We start from the raw sequence: 16,368 nt of genomic DNA, 5'->3' as shown, positions 1-16,368 counted from the left end.
CTTAGACCGGTGACGTTTTTACTAACTACTATTGGAGAAATAATAACTTATGGTGCACGTTTTGGTAACAACTTCACATACTCGTCAGACAGTTTCATCAGGCTGAGCACATGTTCATAATCGGCACGATACGGTTCCAAATCCGTTACCGGCTCGTATGTCTTCAGCGAATAGGCTGTTCCATCGTCAAAGCCCGCACCCGGGATAAACATAATGTCATCGTTGACAAATGAACCCGTTGGCAAGTAATACCGGATACCAAAGGCATTGTGGTCCATGTTGAGCAGATCATGTCCGAAGGCAGTGAATTTCTCATCTTGAAGGGAAACTCCCATCAGGTTCATGATCGTTGGCAACATATCCAACTGACCGCCTGGCTGCTCAATCACTTGTCCTTTGGTCTGTTTCGGCGTATGAATCATTAACGGAATGTTGAAACGACTTACTTTGCCATCATACGGGACGCCCAGATTGGCCTGAATCTGCTGTGTAATCTCTTCGTCAGCAGGCAGACCAAAGTGGTCTCCGTAGAGCACTAAAGTAGTATTATCCCATAATCCATTCGCCTTCAACTCATTAATGAGTTGACCGATGGCATAATCCGTATAGTTGATCGCTTGCAGATAATCGTGAAGCAGTTTGTTCGTAATGGTCGCAGGAATCGTGATCCGTGCGCGATCAGCGGGAACCGTAAACGGCGAGTGGCTCGATGCCGTAATGAACTGAGCATAGAACGGCTGATTCGCAGCCTGATGCGCAGTCATTTTTTCCACACCTACACGGTACAACTCTTCATCCGATGGTCCAAAGTCATTGAATCTGTCATTCTCAAAGCTGGGCTTGTCGAAGTAACGAGTGAATCCGAGTGCCGGATACATCTTGTTCCGGTTCCAGAAGGTGACGTCATTGACGTGGTACGTCTCGGACTCATATCCCTCTTTCCCCAATAACTTGGGAAGACTCGGCAGTTCGCGGTCACTGTACCCTGCCGACATGGGAACAACTCCGGTTGGATAGATAGACGTGTTCGACATGAACTCAGCGTCTGATGTGTTTCCCTGTCCGATCTGTTGGAAAAAATGAGAGAAATAATAGCTTTCTTTGGCCAGATCATTCAGTACCGGTGTTAACTCCTGACCGTCTAATGAAGCATTAATCGGGAAATTCTGAAAGGACTCCAGTTGCAGTACGATCAGATTGCTGCCTTTGGCCTGACCAAAATATTTGGCTTTCACAGCTGTGCCGTCACTTGGTGTATCCTGATACGGATACTGGCTAACCAGCTCATTGATCTTGGCAATGGTTTCGTTAATGTTGCCATTCGCAATGGCCTCATTTTCTTTGCTCGTCAGAATGGCAGACGATACCTGATAGTTCAGGAAACCGAGATTCTCGGCTCGAACCAGCTCGTTATCAATCGTTTCACCTTTGACAATAAAACTGCCAGACAGCACGATGCAGAATGCAGCCGTAAGCGCAACGCCGAGTTTGCCCCAGTAACGTCTGCGAATTCTGCCAAACGTCAAACCGCTATCGCGGTAACTGCTGTAGTTACGCCCGCCAGCACGTCTGCGCATAATCAACCATATTGGCAATGCCAGTACGATGTCTGCAAAAAACAGAAAGTGTTCCGGTCGCACCAGCGGTCCGATACTTCCCCGCACTTGGGCAACCTGCCCCAGCTCACTTAGCACGGTATAGGTAGGTACCGAACTGAAATGAACGTTATACAGCGTAGCCGCGAACAGAACCAGAGAAAACAGAATATTGAATCCCCCGTATACTGCTCGCTTCCAGCCTTTGGGCACGATCAGATCCAGCAGGCATACCAACGTTAATGCACCTAATGCGTCAGTTAACAGACCGATGCCGGACAGACCCTGGAAAAAGAAATACCGCAGTAGTGACAGCTTGAGCAGCATAAGAATGAATAACACGGCGAATAAGGTCCGTGATGAAGTTCGTTCATTTTTGGAATTATACATGGTCGCTTTCAACCCTTACCCTGAAATTTTACGTTCCTTTTACAAAACGTATATTTCAGTATAACAGTTTTCTGGTTGCTATTCCATGGAAGTTCCGTGTAGGACAGAGTGATCGTTACGCAATTGTAGAGATATCCGTGTTCTGCGTGTCCGCTCCCTCTCTCTGTCCCTTAATGGCTGCTTGTGCAGCAGCAATTCGTGCATAAGGGATCTGTTCAGGCAAACAACTTACGTAATCCAGACCAATGCGGTGGCAGAACGTAATCGACTCCAGGTCCACAACATTTTCTCCACAGATCCCTGTCTTCAGATGAGGTTTTCGAATTCGACCTTGGACGACAGCCATCTCGATCAGTTGTCCGACTCCCTCAATGTCCAGCACATGAAATGGATTATTCGTTATCGGACGAGAGTCCGTATCACGTTGAAGGAGAAGGAGCCGCTTCTCAGCTTCATGACGACTATATCCAAATGTCATCTCTGTCAGCTCATCCGTGCCAAACGAGAAAAAGTCAGCCTGGCGAGCAATGTGTGTCGCCGTCAGCGCCGCTCTCGGAGCTTCGATCATGGCCCCCACTCTATAGTGACAATGCCGCTTCTCCTCACCCAGCACTTGGTCAGCCACATGATCCACCAGATCTCTCATCACCTGAAGTTCATGCACATGACCGATGTGCGGGATCATAATCTCGGGACGTACCCACCAGCCTTGCCGGATGCCTTTCACCGCTGCGCGGAATATCGCTTCCAGCTGCATATCAACGATCTCCGGGAACACCGTACTCAGCCGACAAGCCTGTTGCTCCAATGTCGGATTATGTTCATGCAATTCACTGACTCTGCGAATGACACGCTCCAGTTCCTCCAGTTCAATCTGATGGTCTTTTTGCTCCTGCCACTCCTCTGCTTGTAACCACTCACGTCGTTTCTCCAACACTCCCAGATCCGGTAACAGTTCATGCAACGGCGAATCCAGCAAACGTATCGTTACCGGATATCCATCCATCGCTTCGAATATCTGTTCAAAATCAGACTGCTGCATCGGCAACAGACGCTCCAAACCACGCCTGCGTTCGGATTCACTGTCTGCCAGGATCATTTTTTGTACAAATGGTAACCGCGCAGGCGATAACAGCATGTTCTCCGTCCGGCATAGACCTATTCCCTCGGCCCCTTGTAGCCGTGCTGTCATGGCATCCTGTGGATGATCTACATTGGCCAGTACCTTCAACTCTTTCACTTCATCAGCCCAATTGAGCAGTAGTTGCAGATCTGCTGATAAAAGTGAATCTGAGTTGTTATAAGCTGGACATTCATCATTAGTTACTGGCTGGATCTGTACGGGCAGATGTCCATTGCTCGCTTCGCTGTTAGAATCTGTGTAGTGTTGCTTCAACACTTCCGTGATATGCGCAGGTTCGATGCGAAGAAGTGCATCCTCCTTGGTGAGGAGTCCTTCATGGACAAAATCCACAGTACTCCTCAGTGTGGCTGTTGAGGATAATCGTGCGGGCTGGGTCTGCACAACATACAACGCGCCGGATTCAATCACAAAGGTGATTTCCTGCACTTCTCCCTTATGCGTCTCCAGCTGGCTACCTATCTCCAGCAAACTTGTGTACAGCTCAGGTTCGTCATTCCGTAAACGCTCCAGGCTGTGATCTGTTTGGCTCGCGTTCCCGGTTGGGACATATTGTCCTGTAATTCCCTTTTCTCCTGTAAGTGGGTTACACGTATATATTGTTCCTGTCCCGCTTGATTCTCCACATTTTCCATGCATCATCGTCTGTATAAGAACAGGAGCGCTTTGCTCCGAAGAGATGTAATATGATTTACGCATGATCTCGTCCTGAGATCTGGATGCTTTAATACGCTGTGAATGATATACCGCACGTACTGCTTCTTTGAATTGAAGTTGAACATCTTGAGGAAAAGGGTTACGCCCCTCCCCTTCAATTAAATATTTAAATTCGGTAATGGTTAATTCAAGTTCCGTTTCATCCCGACCCTTGACGTGACTCGATATTTCTGTGAAAAATTCAGACGGAATTGCATATACCAGCTGTCCATATTCCTTTAAGTAATCTAGATAACATTGGAGTGCATACAACCGATCACCGGTTTGACGTGCGAGTCCTTCCACAGTAATATCATTCAGACCAACATTGAGCAGTGATCGTGTCGCAGTTGCTGAGGCTCGATCCTGGTCCGTACGTACCGCGAGTAGTAGCGGATTCTCCGAATGTCCGAAGAACTTCCCGGTTTGCTGTTCCAGATGCCGGATAGCGTTAATAATCTCTTCCTCTCCTTCACCGGAAAGATGTCCAAGACGGGTACAGAACTCGCGACAGCATTCCGTTGTGACTACAAATCCGGCCGGGACAGACCACCCTGCATGGATTAGCTCTGCAAGATCAGCCCCTTTACTGCCCATTAGCCCTTTCATCTCTGCCGTACCTTCTTCCAACAGAATTACCCGTTTTGTCATTACAGCTCTCCCATCCGCCATTCATGGCTATGCTTGAAGACTTCAATCCCTGCGTTACAGATCAGCCTTCACTCTAATGGTATGTCACAATCGTTCAGTCAAGGACATCCGCTTTTGCATTTTGTGCTCGTTATCCTTTTTTTTTGTAAACGTTACACTAAAATAAGATGAAACAAGCCTTTCGAGCAGTTGCATTTCACTGGGAAGCAAAAAGAAGCCCCTTCAGCTAAGCTGGAGGAACTTCACATTTTTTAGTATTCACTTACCTCAAACGTCAACACCCGATCAAACAGTATATAATCCTTCCGACTCTTAAATGGCCCTTTGTTGTTGTCGTGTTTATCGATCGCATACGAAGCTTTTCCGCTTCCAGCTTGCTTGGCTTCATACCAGTCGATGAAATCATTCACTTCTTTCAAGCTTAGGTCGAATTCCTTCTCCAAGCCCGTTGTCATGGTAACGACGAGAATCGCACGGTCGCCAGGAGGTTGTTCTGGTGTTGGAGTGTCGGTCTCCTTCTCATTCACAGCTAATACAACTTCATTGGAAATTACGGTTTCCACTCCATTAAATATGGCAACAATTTGAAAGTAGTAAGTTTTACCGTATTCTAAATTAGGCACTTGGTAAACTGAACTTTCTTTCCCTTCAATTGTAACCGAATCTTTATAACTCCCTGAATCAGTACCATATTGCAGTTTATATCCTGTTGCATCATTTATTGTATTCCAATTTAAGGTGGCAGTCGTTCCTTTAACGGAACCATTTAATCTAATATCTTCTAAAATACCTAAAGTTATCTCATCAATTGCCAACCAAGAAGACCCACCTTCTCCATCAATCTTTATTCCTTCGTATTTTCCTTGTGTAACTTTAATTGGCGGAGGTGTGTTGAACCTTTCTGATAATGATTGTGTTTCTTTTTGACTTATAGCGGTCCATTTTCCATCCTTTAGACCATATATTTGATATGAAACCGCTCTAATAGGCTCTGCTGCAGTGCTAATATGAACAAAGTTTAACTCAGTTGGCTCGGGAAATTTAAGCTCTATGCTACCATTATATGTACCAGCATTCCATTCGTTTTTTAATTTCCTATCAATTACATTTTTCGCAACGTAAATAGAATACTCACTACTTGCCTTAACTTCAGTTCCTGTAGGTGGAGAAAATCCAAGCATGCCATCTACCTTATTACTCAATGGAGATGCCGCTCTTGTTGTCGACTGAGAAAACAACAGTACTATAAGCAAAACAGTCATAAACGCCAAACAATTTTTTTTCATCGTTAATCTCCTTATTCATTATTCTTGAACTAACTATAGCGACCTTCCAGATTAACGTCTAAACATAAACTTGCTGATCTATAAATATCAGCTAATTTCTTGAAATTTTATTTTTTATTGGATTTTACACTTCACAAAATACTCGTTTCTATTCATAAAAACTGAGTTTAATTACATTGCATCTAATAAGATACATAGAGATACGAAAAAAAAAGCCTTATGTATAATTGAAGTTAAAGTACCCCCATTAATTGTCTGAAATCATTCTCTAACTCTTCTTTCAAATGAGGTATGGATGCATTTATAGAGTTCCATGCATCGTGCCATACATCTTTTTGTCTTACTTGCGAGTCTTCAGTGCCGTCTATTAATGAATCTCTCATAGCTTCTATAATACGCAAGGACTCCTTAATTAGCATATCTATACTTTCGCAAGTAGACTTACCGAAAAATATCTTATTAAGCTGATAAAACCTCAGAAATTCTCCAACAGCTTTGTATGCCTCTTTTGCTCTATCTTCAAGGTTTAATGGCCCTATGTACTCTTTTGGCCAAAAAGTTTGCACCAACCAATGCTCCATTTTCACTAAATGGCTATACATAATTTTTATCACTTCTGCCCGATCATTATGCAATTTAATATTTCTAATTTGATGCAACTGCAACTCTCTTTGAATTTCATACTTATATTGCTCCACTGATTTATTTAATTCGGATTTGTGGGATTCAACATTTTTATTGAGCCAACTAGAAAATATGGACTTTGTAAGCCAACCAGCCCCACCCACTATCACTGCAGTTTGACCTATTTGAGTAAAAACTTCAGATACAACATCCATAAACTCATCCTTTCAAACAAAATAAGAGGGCCGCCATCAAAATACTGACAACCCCTTTTACCATTGTCTTCGGAATTATTTTTCCCAAACTACCACACTTATCCTTCTGCTTTCGGGTCTCTCATGTCTCCATTTACCTCGCGGAACACTGCTAAGAAATAGCGTCTTAACCCTATGACATTTCTTCCATCTTAAATTGGTGCACCAGGATGCGATCCCTCAAGCCATAAACCTCAGTACATCCTCAATCTTCTTCCCATGTGAGATCACACCGTAATTCATCCACGACATAAAGTCCACCTCATACACATTGCCGCTCTTCACCGCAGGCAGACGTTTCCATTCATCCCTATCGAGCAGTTCGCGCTCATCTCCAGGTTTAGCAGAATTTCCAGTGTCAAATGTAATCAACAAGTGATCCGCATTAAGCTGACTTAACTGCTCCAACCCAATGAAAATCCTCCGCTCGTGTCTTGTCCATTGCTGCACACGGGAGTGCGGAGTCAGTCCAAGATCATGATATATTACAGGGCCAACGTAGCCCTGCTGATCCCCATAGAGAGTAATATCCGAAGCAGATATGCGTAAAAAAGCTACCGTCTGACCACGCATATAACGTGATAACCGACTCTTAGCTTCCATTGCCTTGTCCTCATACGCACCAATTACATCTTGAACCCGATTCACCTTTCCCAACACATCGGCGGTTGATCTCAAGATGGAGCGCCAATCTTCTCCCAGATGTTCCACGTAAAACGTAGGTGCTACCTGCTCGAAGCGGTCCAGATTCCATCGATCATATCCCTTGTCCAGCATGATAAAATCAGGTACATTGCCCAGATTAAACTGCGCATCCATCTGACTCACATCAAATTCAGGTACGTCATCCAACCCCAAATAATGCTGTCTACCCCAGGAGTGATGCGAACATTGCAATACGGGTTTTACGCCAAGAGCCAACACAAAGTCTTCCAGATACGGGGCAAAGACACGAACCTCTTGACGATGATGACGGCGATACAATCCAGGTGAAATACCAGCATATTGCTTGAAACGGCGACCAAAATAATACTCACTGCTAAAGCCCACATTCTGTGCAATTTCATGGATGCGATCATCCGTCAGCTGCAATAGTTGTTTCGAGCGCTCCAGCCGAACCGCATTTACATAATCAAGGGGAAGCTTGCCTGTAATCCTTTTAAATTGTCGAGTGTAGCTGGCTCTGGTAAGACCAATATCTGCCGCGAGCTCATCCACGGTTATCGTCTGATCATAGTGGTCGCCAATATAACGAATTGAACTTTGAAGACGGGCACGATCATCAGGCACTTCTGTTTCGGAGGCACTCTGGCGAAGCAAGGCACGGAACCACTCCTGGAAACGAAGCTGTACCTCCCATTGCTCGATCCAATCGCTAGTGATCTGTTGACGCAGTATTTGTTCCAAGGCTTCCAGACAGGAACTCCACGGACTGAAGCTGAGTTGCATAAGCGGCGGTAATAATGTCGGAGAATCTGGACTTTGGGAAAGTTCCTGCTGCTCCTCCGTGTTTCTTCTAGACAAAGCGTTCGAAATATCTTCTTTTAGCTCAGCCACCATTAGATCAAGCTTATAGTACTGCAATTCACTTTCTCTCCAAGACGAACCTTCTATTTTAACGGATGTTCCAGCCGGAACAAACATAATCATTCCTTTTTCCAGATGAGATTCCCGATCTGAGCAAACTATTGAACCTTTCCCAGACGTTACAACGAATATAGCGTGTGAAGACGACATTCTGTATAACAAACGTTTATCGATATGAGATTGATGGTGATCTACGTATTCCATATGCTGAAGTGAGCATAGCCAGGGCTTGGGAATCAGTTGTATTATCGTGGGGCACATGTTCATCGTCCTTAACTGAGAATTATTATCATTTAAAATAGTGTATACGAAAAAAGAAAGCTCTTCAACCCTGGCTGAAGAACTTTCTTTAAGTAATCGATTCAATTATGGAGTCATTTTTTCCAACAGATCATCAATTTTCATGGAATTTGCTGTAATCGCACCTGATTGCCAATGTGCTCTTTCCATGATATACACCTGATTGTTCTTAACCGCTGGAAGCGACTGCCACAACTTGCTGTCAAGTACCTTCAAAGCTTCCTTGTTCTCAGGGGATGACCATTCTCCATTGGAAGGGAAAATAATAAGATGATCCGCATCAAGTTGCGGGATGGCCTCCTCAGACAAGATTTCCTGATATTCTTCCATCTTGCTAACCAGAGGATGAGGTGTTAGACCAAGCTCCGAATAAATAAATCCGGTAAATCGATTCTTCACACCGAACAACGCCAGTGTATCATCGTTAACATTCAACCGGACAACTGCGACGGTCTCGTCTCCAACCGCTTCCTGCAACTTCGCCTTAGCATCTGCAACCTTAGCTCCGAATGCCGTAGCAACTTCTTCACCCTTTTCCGGTTTACCCACAACATCGGCAATAGTTTTCAAAATTTGATTCGAATCCTGCAATACGCTCTCAGGCAAGCGATACGTCGGTGCCACCTTGGAATACATCTCATATTTCTCCATATCCACTCCACCATCTACAATGATGAGATCCGGATCATATGCCAACAAAGCTTCAATGCTCCCTGTGGTGTCAAATTGCGGAACATCCAGTCCTAAATAATCCTGTACACCCCACAAAGGATGATACCACTGCACTACAGGTGTAATATCGAGCGCCTTCAGATAATCCTCCACATATATTCCAGCAATCCGCTGTGGTTGAACCGGAATCGTCACATCTCCAAATTCATCCTGTACAACCCGTGTAGCAGGCTCTGTCTCGGTTTCAGTAGTATTTTCTCCAGAAGCTGCACTTTCAGTTGCAGGAGTCTGTTCCGCATTCGTAGCGGTATTTGTACTACATCCTGAAATAACCAGACCCATGAGCAGTAATGTAATCGTCCACCCTTTGAAACTTTTAACTAAACCTACCATGTTACCCTTCACCCCTATGTGATCTGTTGATGTAACCGTGAGAATATCTCACATATAATGATTATCATTCTCATCGATTGCTTAGGTGAATTGTACCTTATGCCTCAGCCGACCCACAATGTACATTTGATGTTGTTTTTTTATACAAACGAAAACAACCCTGTTGGTCCTCCCCCGCTTATCGCAGGGGCAACCTGCCTTGACGATAACTTTCCAACAACTGATCCACAAAGAAATCGTTCGCCGTACCCTGTAACAATGCAGCACCAATTAAACCCATATCATCACTCACATACCCCGCTAACTCAGGTTCGCCGGTGAGAGCCAAAGTCTGTTTAAACGCCTGTTCCCTGCATGCGCGCAGCACCTCTTCTTCAGCTACCGCGGTATCTTGAGCCCATCGTACAAAAGCTTGCATCCACTCGTCAGCAAATGCAGAAGCATCCCTTTCATCCAAGTAAATTTCCACATCCAATCCTTCGAATGTCTGCTGAGTCAGAATCCGTCCCTCGTTAAGATCCAACAGTAGCTTCTCCACATCCGTTTTGCTCATTGATCTCTCCTCCAGTTCCTCGTCAAGTCAGATACATCTCTGGTATAACGAAACGTTTCATCATCTGCTTTGGATCGGCTGTAAAATGATCCAATTGAAGTTCCTCATATTCGCTAAGGATACTTTCAAAGATACCAGCGATCACACCACAATCTGCCAAAGCATTGTGCCTGTGAATTCCATCTGTATTCAGATCGTAATACCGAATCAGAAAATCCGTAGAGACGGATTAATGCCTGTACCTTCGAGATCAAATATGCAGTACATTCTATCCTGTAATGAAGATACGCTTAGATTTTCAATAAAGTATGTATCAGGCAACAGCGTAATTTTCATCGGCCAACTCACTCCTCCCCACTATCATTCTGGCAAATGCATTTCTCATATATAACTCTGTCACTCCCACAATCGGGTGACCTGGACCAACTTGCGCGTTCCATCAAACTGCAACTTATAGATATCCGGCATCGTAGTCTTCTCCCAGAAATCATAACCGTAGGAAGAATCATAGTGTTGTAAAATAAGTGTCATTACATCTCCATGGGTTCCGATGACTACCTTGTGACCCACATGTTTATCCAAAATTTTCTCGATTACCGCTACTGCCCTTGAGCGAGCCTGTGCACCAGACTCCCCACCTGAATACGCATACGTAGGATCACGATACAACTGCTGCTTGGCTTCACGAAAATTAGCATGCTTCACATCTGAACTCGACAACTGGCGTTCACGCAAATCCTCCTCTGTCACCACAATTCCATCTGACCAATCTGCCAGAATCTGAATCGTATCTACCGCTCGCCTGTAGGGGCTAGAATAAAACAGTTGAATCTGCTCCCCATGGAGCAGACTGGCAACCGTTCCCGCATCTTGATGACCTTGCTCTGTCAGTCCACGCTCGCGTTCCTGTCCTTCAACATATCGAGACTCCGCATGTCTGACAAAATACAAAAACGTACTGGCCTCACTCATCATTCATCCGCCAACCCTTTTTTCTTCTCAATGACAATCAGGCAGGTACTGTCTGGCAAAGGCGCAGGCTCACCATTTTCCTTCATGAAGATCATTCGTTCTCCAAGTGCTTCCGTGTACCCCTCCTGGAGAAAATGTCGGAACGTAATCATCTCGGCTTGTTCACCCAGCGCTTCTCGAATACAGTTCTCATAGGCTGTCGGCGTGAATATACCGAACTGTTCCTGAATTTCATGCACGTATGCCTCTTCGCCCCACGTATAGGTGTAGAGAAACTCCATTGCATCGTTGATCGGCAATACGACCTCATTGTCTGAGACCCGCTCATATTGAATTGCACGTCCCTGAAAATCCTCTGCATACCGCTCCAGCCAGCGCATCCCATCCGGTTCCAGGAAACGAATCCGGCGCTTCTGCGCCTCCGGCTCACTCATGATCCCATCCCGAATCAGAATTCTTCCTCCAGGTGACAGCACACGGAATGAACTTCTCAGCGCTGCTACAACCGTATCGGAATTAAATCTTCGACCGTCCAGTTCAATATATGAATATAATTCATGCAGAATGGATGAAAAAATAACCGTATCCACTGTGCCCGGCTGCACATATTGCTCCAGTTGTAGGGCATCGCCCTTCATCACTTGCCAGCGATGTCCCTCAAGTTGTTTTTTGCGTTCCAGCGCTTCAATGACATTGGCTGAGATATCGATACCAATCGGCTCCACTTCCGGTTTTTCCTGCTCAATCAGATCCAGCAGAATTCCTCCACCTGGACCAATATCCAGTACTCGTTTACCAACGATATAGTCGAGCAGTACTTTTTTGTAATCACCGGAGCTGTTCATATCGGACAAATACGTCTCTTCGTTGTGGAAACGATCATACGCATCCCGGCGTAATCCGAACAGGTCAAATAACAGCAGTACAGCCTTCTCGTATAACGGCGACTTCTCCGCTTCAATACAGAATGCAATCAGCTTCTCGGCAGCCGGAGAAAATTCGAAGGTCACGAATAATGTATCCGGCAGATCCGTATGACGTTCAATGCGATGGGTTAGATGGGGATAGACGATCTGCTCCCCTGCCACAATCTGTTCCCACGAATACTGTTCCAAATATTTTTCAATCATTCGTTTCTTGTAAATATTGAGCTTCTTGACGCCCTTATAGTCGTAATACATCGTATTCATCAATGGTTCAAAGCTGATATGGCGAACGATTTCAGATCGACTCTCCATGGATGTTGGATGCATTCTCTCGCTGCGAAGTGTCAACAGGAACACTTTCACCATCTCCTGCAACGAAAAATCCTGCATGGCCGACTCCACATACCATAATGTGCGATGAGCCAGCGGAGCCAGCGCCTGTTCTACATCCAGTTCCGTTTGGAGCCTGGCATAAGCCGTATCCATAGCTTCTCCTTGCCGAATGGATGAACTTCTTAAGCGGGATAACCGTTCCTTCACGCTCCAGTCCTCATGATTCGGTCCGGTGATAATCCAGCCTACAATTCGCTGTACCTCAGCCTGAACCTGATTCCATAACGCTCGATCAACGCCTGCAATAATGCACTCATTTAATGCCATCAGTATGGTGTGCAATTCATCTGTAGCAAGCCATCCTTTGACGATCAAGCCGTGAAGCGGAGCATTTTCGGCAAATGGAATCTCACCCCGTATGTATTGACCAATAAGTCCATGTGTAGCAATTAGAGTACGTATAATCTCATGCCTTGGAGTGTGTGTATTCAGCGCATCATGCTCGCTTATATCCGCATTGTTACTTAGAGCACCACTCGGAGAACCAAGTTGATATATACTCGTCTCCTTGGTCTTATCGATGTCATTATCCAGGTGCTCTGCCACTGCGTATAAGTCATATAACTGAGCGGACCCCACATTGTGTACAAACAAGTTAACGCCCTGCTTTTGCCATACCCGCCGTTGCTCCCGTGATCCGGCCTTCGCCGTCTCTGACCAGGTTAATACGTCTTCCAGAATTTCTCGCACCCAAAAAGAAACCTGAAGCTCCTCCAACACATGCAGTGTACGCTCGGTGTACTCCAGTACCGGATTTGTTCCCTCAAGTTCGGCAATGGAATGAATGCGTTCGAGGTTAATATGGGGTTTCTCCGCTGCTGCCAGCAGTTGCAGCCATAACTGCTGGGCTTCCGGCGTATTACCTGACTTGTATGATTGTATGGCCTTTAATGAATGCAGCATAAATATGTCCCCTCTCTTTCTCTAGCCTTTTTTATAAAATCATTAGATTCGTCTATAGAAGTTGAACTAATTATTAACACTATAACGAAGAGGTCAGAAAAAACCTGAAAAAGTGAAGCGCTCGCCTTTATCCCCGGATTTTCCCCTTCGGAAAAGGGAATCCAAAAAATCTGGGGATAACAGCGATTGAAAGGTTATTCTGTCATCGTAGTGTCAGTGTAAATAATATGTAATTCAACTTTTATAACAGACGAATTCGTTCCTGAACAAACTTGAGCAGCTGTTCTACCTCTTGAGCGGGCAAATCCTCGTCAAGACGCGCGGCAGCAACTGGCAGCATCCAGGACTCTATTGCTTCACGTGTAATCCCGGAGAGTTGCATATAATGATGGATGTAAAATTCGACCAGCGATTCACGAGCCTTTTCAAAACCCATTCGTATAGCAGAATCTGTATCTTCCGGCAATGTGGCACTCATTAATATTACCCAGCTTCGAGCCACATCACCCGCAGGATCACCCGACATACCAGTCATCCAATCAATGACCCAGTATTGATCGCCAGCCTCACTGAGCATAACATTATCAGGGTGAAAATCGCCATGACAGATCTGTTGTTGATCAGGCAATGTTGTTAAGTAAGAAAGGACTCGCGCTTGATCGTCCTCCGACAATAATTGAACATTGTGAATCGCTCCAGATAAAATCTGCTTCTGTAAGGGGAGTGTTCCTTCATCATCTCGCTCGCAATGAAGTCTGTAATGGCAGTCAGCCATTTTAAACGCCAGCTGCTCTAGTAACTCCGGTTGCTGAATGATAAGTGATAACAGGGTAATCCCCTGGATTCGCTCAAAAACAATGCCAGCACGCGACGTAGTATGTTCTATCAAGGATACTGCCTGTGGGACGGGGAGTCCTTTTTTGAATGCCAACTCACTTATTCTAAATTCATTCTGGACGGCTTCGTGAGGAAAATCCATTCGATATAACTTCATAATGTGCTCGTTCGAATACGCATAGATTTCCGCAGTTCTTCCTTGACCGATTCGCTCCATATCTACCCTCCCTTTACTCGAACTCACTGCCTCTGATTTTGGAGAAAACCATATAATCAACCAGCGTACCTGTACTGTCCCGCCGCATCTTACGTAGTGTACCTTCCAGCGTATAACCCGCTCGTTCGGCTACTTTGGCACTTCGCACATTGCGGGCATCACAGCGGATCTCCAGCCGGTTCGCCTCCAGATGAGTAATGGCAAATTGCTCAATGCCTTTCACCGCTTCTGTCATCAAACCCTCACCAGCTCGCGATGTTCGAATCCAGTAACCAATCTCAAAACAGCGTGCATTCCAGTCAATACGATGTAACCCGCTGCTGCCTACGAATTCATCCGTATGTCTATCACGCAAATGTAACATCATGTCGGTACGTTCCAGATATTGCAGCCTTGCTTTGCGAACAGTCACTTCAGACTCTTCCAACGAAGGGATTTTCTCGGCAAAAGGTAACCACAACCGCAGCTGCTCCGCACTCTCACGGACCGCTTCATTAACGGCTACGCCATCCCCCCACTGCGGTGCTCGAATTGTGAGGCGTTCCGTGTGGAAGCTCTCGGGAATCGTTAGCATAATTGGATTAAATGAAGACGATTCTGTCATCGTTATACCTACTCCTCCACTTGAAAAATAGAATCAATGATCAGCGGCAAATTATCCCTTACGGACACTGTACCGAATACTGAACGAGCGTGTACTCCCTGATCCCCAAATACCTCCATCATCAGATCCGAGAATCCATTTAGCACTTTATGATGCTCCTGATACGAAGCGGACGCATTAATGAATCCCTGCACTTTAACCACTCTCTTCACCCGATCCAGTGAACCCAACACATCTCGAACGACAGCAAGCACCTCCAGTCCAGCATTCCGGGCAAAATCATACCCCTGCTCTGTTGTGAAGTCTGATCCCAGTTTGCCGCGTTCGGAGGTATCCGGTCCTTTCCCGGATACATACATAATTCCATTCACAATAACGGCATTGGCGTATTTCGCTGCAGGGGCACTGGCCTGTGGCAAAATGATCCCCAGTTCATTTAATCTCGCTTCAATCATCGTATATTCTCTCCCTCTTTTAGGGTCCTCACGGAACCCGATTCCTTGTATTCCTGTCTATAAACTCTGGGTGATACCTGAACGGTACGTTTGAACATCTTGCCAAAATGAGAGAAGTTACTGAATCCCGCAAGCCAGGCGATATCCGTAACGGATTCTTCACTTTCTCGCAGCAAACGCTGTGCTTCCTTTACCCGTAACAGATTCAGATAATCACTGAAGGTAAACCCCGTCGTTTGTTTGAACAATCGACTCAGATAATGCGGACTAATGCGAAACATGCCCGCCACCTCCGGTAATGTCAGTGGTTTCTGATAGTTCTCATTCAGGTAACGTACAACTGCCTGTGTCTTGGGATGAAGAACCGGCTCACGATCATCGGAGCTTAACCTGCCCAAGTGTTGATTACGATAGGCATGGAGCAACAATTCAACAGCCCGGTGACGGAGCAACAGGTTGCTTCCAGGTTGAGGACGAAGCATTTCATCCACCATTTCGCTAACCATCCGTTCTAGAACCTCAGTGACTTGAGATGGAAACCTTACAATAGGAATCTCCCAACAGAAGGGTTCCTTCAAGCCTTCAACTAACTCCGCGGAAATAGCTATGGCTGCAAAAAGCTCAGGCTTCAAATACAGCACCATCCGCTCATGGTCAGGCATACCGCTCTCCAATGTTTTATGAACCGTATTTCGGTCAACAAACACCAGATCACCAGCCTTTACCCGGTAAGTCCGGTCCTTGATGAAATAGATACGCTCACCAGACAACAAGTAATATAACTCATAATGATCATGCAGATGGTCATCCGTCATCGAGAAATATCCAATGCGACGATCATATTCGATGTGCAGTAAATCCGAGGGATCATGAAAATCTGCACTGAAAGGTTCTGTCATGTCGCCCTCTCTCCTTTCCA

At 45.4% G+C, this 16,368-nt stretch carries 14 protein-coding genes; all 14 read right to left on the bottom strand.

From position 1 onward, the window contains the following. Nucleotides 1-47 precede the first annotated feature (47 nt). The 14 genes from MKY95_RS13530 to MKY95_RS13465 all read right to left on the bottom strand — a co-directional run bounded on the left by MKY95_RS13530 (nucleotide 48) and on the right by MKY95_RS13465 (nucleotide 16,348). Entirely contained in the window at nucleotides 48-1,985 is a 1,938-nt protein-coding gene (locus MKY95_RS13530) for an LTA synthase family protein (RefSeq protein ID WP_339199200.1), read from the bottom strand. A 115-nt stretch (nucleotides 1,986-2,100) separates the two neighbouring features. Further along, a complete protein-coding gene (locus tag MKY95_RS13525) occupies nucleotides 2,101-4,473 on the bottom strand; it encodes a putative PEP-binding protein (protein ID WP_339199197.1) in 2,373 nt (790 codons plus the stop codon). Nucleotides 4,474-4,724: 251 nt separating this feature from the next. Beyond that, the gene (locus MKY95_RS13520) at nucleotides 4,725-5,759 is read right to left on the bottom strand and encodes a fibronectin type III domain-containing protein (protein ID WP_339199194.1); all 1,035 of its coding nucleotides are present in this window, start codon (nucleotides 5,757-5,759) and stop codon (nucleotides 4,725-4,727) included. A gap of 233 nt (nucleotides 5,760-5,992) precedes the next feature. After that, nucleotides 5,993-6,598, bottom strand: coding sequence for a hypothetical protein (locus MKY95_RS13515; RefSeq protein ID WP_339199191.1), 606 nt, complete (start codon nucleotides 6,596-6,598; stop codon nucleotides 5,993-5,995). A gap of 219 nt (nucleotides 6,599-6,817) precedes the next feature. Continuing rightward, nucleotides 6,818-8,374 carry a helix-turn-helix domain-containing protein gene (locus MKY95_RS13510; protein ID WP_339199963.1) on the bottom strand — a complete coding sequence of 519 codons (1,557 nt, stop codon included), beginning with the start codon at nucleotides 8,372-8,374 and terminating at the stop codon, nucleotides 6,818-6,820. 216 nt (nucleotides 8,375-8,590) lie between these two features. Then, a complete protein-coding gene (locus MKY95_RS13505) occupies nucleotides 8,591-9,589 on the bottom strand; it encodes an ABC transporter substrate-binding protein (protein ID WP_339199189.1) in 999 nt (332 codons plus the stop codon). 178 nt (nucleotides 9,590-9,767) lie between these two features. Next, on the bottom strand, nucleotides 9,768-10,142 hold the full coding sequence (locus MKY95_RS13500; RefSeq protein WP_053061528.1) for a hypothetical protein: 375 nt from the start codon (nucleotides 10,140-10,142) through the stop codon (nucleotides 9,768-9,770). Between the two features lie 207 nt (nucleotides 10,143-10,349). Beyond that, nucleotides 10,350-10,478, bottom strand: coding sequence for a hypothetical protein (locus tag MKY95_RS13495; RefSeq protein WP_268745225.1), 129 nt, complete (start codon nucleotides 10,476-10,478; stop codon nucleotides 10,350-10,352). A 60-nt stretch (nucleotides 10,479-10,538) separates the two neighbouring features. After that, on the bottom strand, nucleotides 10,539-11,117 hold the full coding sequence (locus MKY95_RS13490) for a histidine phosphatase family protein (RefSeq protein ID WP_235193796.1): 579 nt from the start codon (nucleotides 11,115-11,117) through the stop codon (nucleotides 10,539-10,541). After that, the gene (locus MKY95_RS13485) at nucleotides 11,114-13,336 is read right to left on the bottom strand and encodes a class I SAM-dependent methyltransferase (protein WP_339199184.1); all 2,223 of its coding nucleotides are present in this window, start codon (nucleotides 13,334-13,336) and stop codon (nucleotides 11,114-11,116) included. Before MKY95_RS13485 ends, MKY95_RS13490 begins: the two co-directional genes overlap by 4 nt. Nucleotides 13,337-13,577: 241 nt before the next feature. After that, the gene (locus MKY95_RS13480; protein WP_036670589.1) at nucleotides 13,578-14,390 is read right to left on the bottom strand and encodes an aminoglycoside phosphotransferase family protein; all 813 of its coding nucleotides are present in this window, start codon (nucleotides 14,388-14,390) and stop codon (nucleotides 13,578-13,580) included. Between the two features lie 13 nt (nucleotides 14,391-14,403). Beyond that, entirely contained in the window at nucleotides 14,404-14,994 is a 591-nt protein-coding gene (locus MKY95_RS13475) for a GNAT family N-acetyltransferase (protein ID WP_036670588.1), read from the bottom strand. Between the two features lie 8 nt (nucleotides 14,995-15,002). Further along, nucleotides 15,003-15,449, bottom strand: a complete 447-nt coding sequence (locus tag MKY95_RS13470; RefSeq protein ID WP_036670586.1) for a RidA family protein — start codon at nucleotides 15,447-15,449, stop codon at nucleotides 15,003-15,005. Continuing rightward, nucleotides 15,446-16,348, bottom strand: coding sequence for an AraC family transcriptional regulator (locus MKY95_RS13465; RefSeq protein WP_339199179.1), 903 nt, complete (start codon nucleotides 16,346-16,348; stop codon nucleotides 15,446-15,448). Before MKY95_RS13465 ends, MKY95_RS13470 begins: the two co-directional genes overlap by 4 nt. Between the last annotated feature and the right edge of the window lie 20 nt (nucleotides 16,349-16,368).

It is taken from the genome of Paenibacillus sp. FSL P4-0176 (assembly GCF_037975265.1).
GTDB lineage: Bacteria > Bacillota > Bacilli > Paenibacillales > Paenibacillaceae > Paenibacillus > Paenibacillus amylolyticus.
The sequence above is the reverse complement of the archived record's forward strand: the minus strand, read 5'-3'. Positions and strand labels throughout refer to the sequence as shown.

What these genes read in the sequence shown, in the direction of transcription:
- MKY95_RS13470 (WP_036670586.1), bottom strand. Translation starts at nt 15,449, where the DNA reads ATGATTGAAGCGAGATTAAATGAACTGGGGATCATTTTGCCACAGGCC.
- MKY95_RS13485 (WP_339199184.1), bottom strand. Translation starts at nt 13,336, where the DNA reads ATGCTGCATTCATTAAAGGCCATACAATCATACAAGTCAGGTAATACG.
- MKY95_RS13490 (WP_235193796.1), bottom strand. Translation starts at nt 11,117, where the DNA reads ATGATGAGTGAGGCCAGTACGTTTTTGTATTTTGTCAGACATGCGGAG.
- MKY95_RS13480 (WP_036670589.1), bottom strand. Translation starts at nt 14,390, where the DNA reads ATGGAGCGAATCGGTCAAGGAAGAACTGCGGAAATCTATGCGTATTCG.
- MKY95_RS13515 (WP_339199191.1), bottom strand. Translation starts at nt 6,598, where the DNA reads ATGGATGTTGTATCTGAAGTTTTTACTCAAATAGGTCAAACTGCAGTG.
- MKY95_RS13465 (WP_339199179.1), bottom strand. Translation starts at nt 16,348, where the DNA reads ATGACAGAACCTTTCAGTGCAGATTTTCATGATCCCTCGGATTTACTG.
- MKY95_RS13505 (WP_339199189.1), bottom strand. Translation starts at nt 9,589, where the DNA reads ATGGTAGGTTTAGTTAAAAGTTTCAAAGGGTGGACGATTACATTACTG.
- MKY95_RS13475 (WP_036670588.1), bottom strand. Translation starts at nt 14,994, where the DNA reads ATGACAGAATCGTCTTCATTTAATCCAATTATGCTAACGATTCCCGAG.
- MKY95_RS13510 (WP_339199963.1), bottom strand. Translation starts at nt 8,374, where the DNA reads ATGTCGTCTTCACACGCTATATTCGTTGTAACGTCTGGGAAAGGTTCA.
- MKY95_RS13495 (WP_268745225.1), bottom strand. Translation starts at nt 10,478, where the DNA reads ATGAAAATTACGCTGTTGCCTGATACATACTTTATTGAAAATCTAAGC.
- MKY95_RS13500 (WP_053061528.1), bottom strand. Translation starts at nt 10,142, where the DNA reads ATGAGCAAAACGGATGTGGAGAAGCTACTGTTGGATCTTAACGAGGGA.
- MKY95_RS13530 (WP_339199200.1), bottom strand. Translation starts at nt 1,985, where the DNA reads ATGTATAATTCCAAAAATGAACGAACTTCATCACGGACCTTATTCGCC.
- MKY95_RS13525 (WP_339199197.1), bottom strand. Translation starts at nt 4,473, where the DNA reads ATGACAAAACGGGTAATTCTGTTGGAAGAAGGTACGGCAGAGATGAAA.
- MKY95_RS13520 (WP_339199194.1), bottom strand. Translation starts at nt 5,759, where the DNA reads ATGAAAAAAAATTGTTTGGCGTTTATGACTGTTTTGCTTATAGTACTG.